The 6,173-nt window shown below is 66.2% G+C and carries 8 protein-coding genes and 1 tRNA gene; 2 read left to right on the top strand and 7 right to left on the bottom strand.

Annotation, left to right across the window (positions count from 1 at the left end):
* Window positions 1-14: 14 nt before the first annotated feature.
* From MIC448_RS10345 to MIC448_RS10335, 3 genes are all read right to left on the bottom strand, one after another.
* Window positions 15-99, bottom strand: a tRNA-Tyr gene (locus MIC448_RS10345).
* Between the two features lie 84 nt (window positions 100-183).
* Window positions 184-1,116, bottom strand: a complete 933-nt coding sequence (locus MIC448_RS10340) for a carbohydrate kinase family protein (protein ID WP_036299187.1) — start codon at window positions 1,114-1,116, stop codon at window positions 184-186.
* A 9-nt stretch (window positions 1,117-1,125) separates the two neighbouring features.
* A complete protein-coding gene (locus MIC448_RS10335) occupies window positions 1,126-1,608 on the bottom strand; it encodes an FBP domain-containing protein (RefSeq protein WP_036299185.1) in 483 nt (160 codons plus the stop codon).
* Between the two features lie 58 nt (window positions 1,609-1,666).
* Here MIC448_RS10335 and MIC448_RS10330 point away from each other — a divergent pair, with 58 nt between their 5' ends.
* Complete coding sequence (locus MIC448_RS10330; RefSeq protein ID WP_036299183.1) at window positions 1,667-2,155, top strand: YajQ family cyclic di-GMP-binding protein; 489 nt, start codon at window positions 1,667-1,669, stop codon at window positions 2,153-2,155.
* A 12-nt stretch (window positions 2,156-2,167) separates the two neighbouring features.
* Window positions 2,168-2,740, top strand: coding sequence for a mismatch-specific DNA-glycosylase (locus tag MIC448_RS10325; protein WP_036299181.1), 573 nt, complete (start codon window positions 2,168-2,170; stop codon window positions 2,738-2,740).
* On the opposite strand, the gene MIC448_RS10320 is transcribed toward MIC448_RS10325, so the two are convergent.
* From MIC448_RS10320 to MIC448_RS10305, 4 genes are read right to left on the bottom strand one after another with little or no spacing between them, the layout of a single operon-like run.
* Window positions 2,698-3,498: an ABC transporter permease gene (locus MIC448_RS10320; protein WP_051513588.1), complete on the bottom strand. Its 801-nt coding sequence runs from the start codon at window positions 3,496-3,498 to the stop codon at window positions 2,698-2,700. The genes MIC448_RS10325 and MIC448_RS10320 overlap by 43 nt on opposite strands.
* Window positions 3,495-4,277, bottom strand: a complete 783-nt coding sequence (locus MIC448_RS10315) for an ABC transporter permease (protein WP_036299180.1) — start codon at window positions 4,275-4,277, stop codon at window positions 3,495-3,497. Before MIC448_RS10315 ends, MIC448_RS10320 begins: the two co-directional genes overlap by 4 nt.
* Window positions 4,274-5,053 carry an ABC transporter ATP-binding protein gene (locus tag MIC448_RS10310; protein ID WP_036299189.1) on the bottom strand — a complete coding sequence of 260 codons (780 nt, stop codon included), beginning with the start codon at window positions 5,051-5,053 and terminating at the stop codon, window positions 4,274-4,276. The genes MIC448_RS10315 and MIC448_RS10310 overlap by 4 nt, the downstream gene beginning before the upstream one ends.
* A gap of 24 nt (window positions 5,054-5,077) precedes the next feature.
* On the bottom strand, window positions 5,078-6,145 hold the full coding sequence (locus MIC448_RS10305; RefSeq protein WP_036299178.1) for an ABC transporter substrate-binding protein: 1,068 nt from the start codon (window positions 6,143-6,145) through the stop codon (window positions 5,078-5,080).
* Window positions 6,146-6,173 lie beyond the last annotated feature (28 nt).

Here is a 6,173-nt window from a genome sequence, read left to right as displayed (position 1 = left end):
GGGCGTCTTTCGTTTGGTGGCGAGTGAGGGATTCGAACCCCCGAAGGCTACGCCGGCTGATTTACAGTCAGATCCCTTTGGCCGCTTGGGTAACTCGCCAGGGCGCGCCCGTCCGACTTTTGCAGACGACCGGAAGCGCGATCTCCCATATTACCCAATCGCGGGAGCCCCGAAGAACGCCCGTCAGGTGCCGAGGCGATCGAGATCCACGTCGTGCAGTTCGCTCGGGGTCCGCAGCAGCGCACCCTCGAACCGGCAGGTCGCGGCGGCGATCTCCATCGCCTCGGCGAGGACCGCACCCCACGCCTCGGCATTCGCGGGCTCTCCATCCACTGCCAACCGGGCGACCGTGGCCGAAAGCGTCGCGTCGCCGGCACCCATGGTGTCGACGATGCGGCCGGGAAGATCGGCGATGGGCGCCGCCAGCTCGTCTCCCCCGAGCACATCGGCGCGAACAAAAGCGCCGTCCGCACCACGCGTGCCCAGCACAACGGGCACCCCGAGCTCGCGCATCCGTTCCACCGAGTCATCCAGCGACTCCCCGAACATCAGATGCGCGTCGTCGTCACCGATCTTCACGAGCGAAGCGCGGGGCGCAAGATCCTCGAACCCGGCGACGAACTCCGCGAGATCACGCATCATCCCGGTGCGGGGGTTGGGGTCGATCACGAGACGCGTCTCGGTCGCGCGAACCGCCGTGGCGAACTCTGCCGCCTGTGCCGGATCATCGAAGGGAAAGCAGCTCACGACGGTCATCGAGGCATCCGCGATCGCCGCCCGCTCGGCATCGCCGAAGTGGATGCGTCGGGCCTGAGCCGCCTCGTTGAATACGTACACCGGCTCGGCGCCGCCCGCCCGCTCGCTGACCGCGCGCGACGTACCGAGCGGCGACGGCGTCGCGAGCAGCGTGACATCAAAATCGCCCAGATAGGCGCGGATGCGCGCTCCCGCATCGTCGTCCCCGACCATCGCGATCAGGGTCGTCGGAACACCCAGTCGAGCCAGCCCGACCGCGACGTTCAGGGCCGCCCCTCCGACGAACTCGCGAACTCCGAGGTCGTCCCGCAACTCATCGATGAGTGCGTCGCCGACCACCACAACACGTGCTTGCGTCATGACGCGAGACTACGCCAGCACCCGTTCGACGAACCGTTCGGTGCGTCGTCGTGCCCCATCGATCCGGCGATCAACGCTCGCCCGCATCTCGGACGGAGCGAGCGGCGCCGCGAGGCGAACGTTCTCGTGACAGGAGAGATCGGCACAGATGTAGGTGCCGACGGTGTCGCCGTGTGCGCCGGAGGGGCCAGCCTTGCGCGCCGTGAAAAGCGAGACCTGGTCGGCGGGCTGCAGGGTGTGGCAGAGGTCGCACATCCCCGAGCGGGCACGAGAGGTCGTCGAAGCCGCCCGCAGGGCAACGCCGAGGGGTTTGCCATCCTGCTCCGTGACGACGTATCCGCGCCCGCGCACTTCCGGATCACGCCACGCCAGAAAGTCCAGGTGATCCCAGTCGGTCAACAGAAAGTCGTGCGGCAACTGCAGCTGCCGGATCTCTTCGTCGACGACGTTCACGAATGACGCCCGAACCTCGTCCTCGGTCAACGGTCGCATCCCACCTCCATACATCGTGCCCCTCCAGTCTACGAACGACGCCGGATAGACTGGATGGATGGCCGATTCATCCTTCGACATCGTCAGCAAAGTCGACCACCAGGAGGCCGAGAACGCCCTCAACCAGGCGCGCAAAGAGATCGAGCAGCGCTACGACTTCAAGGGCACCGGCGCCTCCGTCGAGTGGAGCGGCGAATCCGTTCTGATCAAGGCGAACAGCGAAGAGCGTGCGAAGGCGGTACTGGATGTCTTCCAGTCCAAGCTCATCAAGCGCGGCATCTCGCTGAAGAGCCTCGAGTCGGGTGAGCCTTTCGCGAGCGGCAAGGAATACCGCATCGTCTCGACGATCAAGGACGGCATCTCGCAAGAGAACGCCAAGAAGATCGGCAAGATCATCCGCGACGAAGCCCCCAAGGGTGTCAAGTCGCAGATCCAGGGCGACGAGTTGCGCGTGCAGTCGAAGAGCCGCGACGACCTGCAAGAGGTCATCCGTGTGCTGAAGGCCGCCGACCTCGACGTAGATCTGCAGTTCGTCAACTACCGGTAGATCCCGCGGCCGGTGGGCTTCTCTCGCACTGAGCTCGAGTCGTTCCGCGATCGCGAGATCCCGGAATTCGTTCCCCCGCACCCGCGACTGCTCTTCGTCGGCATCAATCCCGGGCTGTGGACGGCCGCGACCGGCGCGCCGTTTGCCCGGCCCGGCAACCGTTTCTATCCGGCACTCGTCGCCGCGGGGATCATTCCGAGACTGCCGCGGATTCCGGACGACGGGATGCCGGACGAAGACCGCGCGATGTTCTTCGACGCGGGTATCGGCATCACGAGCATCGTCCCTCGCGCGACCGCTCGCGCGGACGAACTCACACGGCAAGAGTTGCTCGACGGAGCGACTCGCTTGACAGCGGATGTCGAGCGGTGGCGGCCGCTCGTCGTCGCGGTCCTCGGGCTGACCGCATACCGCCAGGGTTTCGACCGACCGCGCGCGAAGGCTGGCCGACAGGACCAGTCACTCGCCGCGGCGGAGTTGTGGGTACTTCCGAACCCCAGCGGCCTCAACGCGCACGAGACGCTCGCCTCTCTCGCCGCCGCCTACGCCGCGCCCGCGCGCGCAGCCGGCGTGCTCGCCGGCTGAGTTTTGCGCTGCCACGGCAGCACTAGCGGTGTCACGAGCCGGAACGCCAGGTTGATCAGCAAACCGAGCAGACCGACGATCAGGATGCCCGCGTAGACCTCGTCGATGGCGAACTGCTGACCGGCCCTGCGGATTGCCGCTCCCAGGCCGAACTCCGCACCGACGAACTCGGCGGCGATCAGCGTGATCAGACAGGTGGCCATTCCGAGCCGCAGCCCGTTCAGCAAGCCGGGCGCGATCGCCGGGAACAACAGCCGGGTGAAGAACCTCATGCCGGTGGCACCGAAGTTGCGCCCTGCCTCGATCAGATCTGTCGGCACGTCCCGGACGGTGCCACGCGTGCTGATGATGATCTGGAAGAAGGCGGTGGCGAAAGCGGTGATGATGTACGCCACCTCTCCCCGCCCGACGATGATGATGAAGAGCGGAAGCAGGGCGATCTTCGGCAGCGGATAGAGCGTGTCCGTGATCGGCCGGATGAGCAGCTCAACGGTGCGCCACCGTCCCGAGGCGACGCCGATCGCAACGCCGAAAACCGCGGCGAGCGCGAAGGCGATCAGCAATCGCTGGACAGTCAGCACCAGATCGAGGCCCAGCCGCCCGTTCACGAGGCCGTCGAACGCCGTCACGACGATGTCGCTCAACGGCGGGAAGAATCGCGGGTCGAGTAGTCCCGCGCGCGTGACGACCTCCCACAGCACGATGACCGCGAGGGGAATGGCCCACGACTGCGCCCAGCGCCGTACCGTCGGGTTCATATCTGTGCTCCTTGCACGTCACGTCGCCACGGCAAGAGGCGGTCGGCCACGGCATCGAATCCGACGGAACTGATCAGCCCGATCACGGCGATGATCAGCAGGGCGACATACATGTCGGTAACCCGCAGGATCTGCCAGTTGGACCAGAGGAACTGACCCAGGCCATTCGGGGCGCCCACCATCTCGATCGCGATGACCGCGATCAGGGTGAATCCGAGAGACACCCGGATGCCGGTGACGATCGACGGCAGCGAACCCGGTACGAGGATGCCGAAGAATCGCTTCACGCCCCGTGAGCCGTAGTTGTCCGCAACCTCGACGAGAGTCCGATCGATGCTCCGCACTCCCGCGACGGTGTACAGGATCATGACGATGAGCGGGGTCACCAGGGCGGTCAGGATGATCGCCATCTCGGTCCGGCCGAGCAGGAACGTCAGGAACGGAAAGAAGAGCACGCCAGGGATGGGGTAGAGGAATGCCAGGATCGTGTGCGCTCCGCGATCCATCCATTGCGAGGCGGTGATCGCGATCCCCACCCCGACTCCCAGAACCACCGCCAGCACGATCGTGACGAGCACGCGCAGGACGGTCGCGATGATGTCGCCACCGAGCCCGGAGGCGGGTTCGAAAATGATCACGCTGCGGGCGATGATCTCGGTAGGGGGTGGGAAGAAGGTGGCGCGGATGACGCCGGTCCGGCTGAGGATCTCCCACCCGAGCAGGATGACCACGGGACCGACGAAGAGGGCCCACTTGTCGCGAAGGCCACGCCAGCTCACCGGTCGTCCACCGCCATGGCCGCCTGCACCTCGTCGCGCAGGTGATTCCAGATGTCCTGCGACAGCGCGGCGAACTCCGGCGTACCGCGAAGTTCAGGTGTGCGGTCGGGCCCGAAGTCGAGCTCGACGATGTCCCGGATCCTTCCCGGTCGGGCGGACATCAGCACCACGCGATCCGAGAGGAAGACCGCCTCATCGATCGCGTGCGTGATGTAGAGCACCGTCGGTTTCGTCTGCTGACGCAGCTCGAGGATCTGCTCCTGCAAGAGGGTGCGCGTCTGGGCATCGAGCGCGCCGAGTGGTTCGTCCATCAACAGCACTTCGGCATCCTGCGCGAGCGCGCGGGCGATGCCGACGCGCTGCTTCATTCCGCCCGAGAGCTGGTGAGGGAAGAAGTCGCCGAAGCGTGCCAGGCCGAGCCGCGCCAGCTGCTCGTTCGCGATCTCGGCCGCCTCCTTCTTGGGGACATTGCGGTTGCGTGGGCCGAACATGACGTTCTCGCGCACCGACATCCAGGGAAAGAGCGCGTGCTCCTGAAACACCATGGCCGTCTTCGGTCGGTCGGGTTTGGAGCTCTGGATCTCGACCGTGCCCGAGGATGGCTCGTACAGGCCCGCGACGAGACGCAGCAGAGTGGACTTGCCGCAGCCCGACGGCCCCACGATGGAGACGAATTCGGCTTCCGCGATGTCGAGCGAGACATCCTCGAGTGCGGTGACCTGTTCCTTTCCCGGGAACCGCTTGCTCACGTCGGTGAGTCGGACCTTCGGTTGCATCTGTGCGCTCATCGGCTCACCGCGTCAGTTCTCGAGCGCGGCATCGCGCCAGCTGAAGTCCCAGATGTCCTCTTCGGGGATGATCTCGTCATAGTTCAACGAGCCCTGCTCCATGAAGAACTCCTGGTAACGCAGCAGGACGTCGAAGTCCACACTCAGGTCGGCCGGGATGTGGTGCTGGCGGGACGCGGCCACGATGGCGGGATCCGCACCCGTGTACTGCTCGACGAGCTCGAGCATCTCGGGGGTGTCCCAACCGTTCGCGTCGAGATCTTCGGCGGCCATCGCATAGGCGCGCATGAAGTCCTCGGCGACCTGCGGGTTCTCGTCCGCCCAGTCCGTGTTGTAGATGATCCCCGTGAACGGCAGCGGATCTTCATCCGTCGGGGTCTCCCACGGGCGGTAACCCGACCCGTTGCCCTCCGCCTGCGTGGGGAACGGCTCCGAGAGGATGCCGGCCGCGATGCCCCCGTTTGCGAGCGCCGGCACCTGATCGGGGAACGGGATGTACTCCAGCGCGATGTCGTCCATCGACAGCCCGCCGCGCTCCAGGGCGAAGCCGAGCAGCGCCTCGGTCACGACGCCCGGCGCGTTGACGGCGAACGTCTGACCCGCGAGCTGCGACATGTCCTCGGCGACCGCGGCGGCCTCATCCGACGAGCCCGCGAGCTGCGACGACACGATGAAGTAGTCCTCGATGTATCCGGCGTGCATCGGCGCCACGTAGCGCACGGGCAACCCCTCGTCCACGGCGTTGTACGCGGCAGAACCGATCCCGGCGAACCCGGCGTCGTACTGGGCGGTCGCGACTCCGGTGATCGACTCGTTGCCGCTCGCGACCTCGACGAGCTCGACGTTGATCCCGACCTCTTCGGCATACTTCTCGGCGGTTACGAAGAGGGGAAGCGACGAGCCGGTTGCCAGATAGGCGACCCGGATCGTGCCACCCTCGCCTGCTGCGTCGCCCCCACCGGAGTCCCCTCCGGATGAGGCGCCCTCCGGGTCGGCGGCGCAGCCCGCCAGAACGAGCGCGGCAACGGCGCCCGTGGCGACGAGGGCCCGGCGGGCACGGATTGCTGTGTTGTGCATCATTGTCGCGCGTCAGAATGTTTGGCAGGGG

The organism is Microbacterium sp. C448 (genome assembly GCF_000582705.2).
Taxonomy (GTDB): Bacteria; Actinomycetota; Actinomycetes; order Actinomycetales; family Microbacteriaceae; genus Microbacterium; species Microbacterium lacus_A.
Note: the sequence above shows the minus strand (reverse complement) of the source record. Positions and strands in the feature narration are given on the sequence as shown.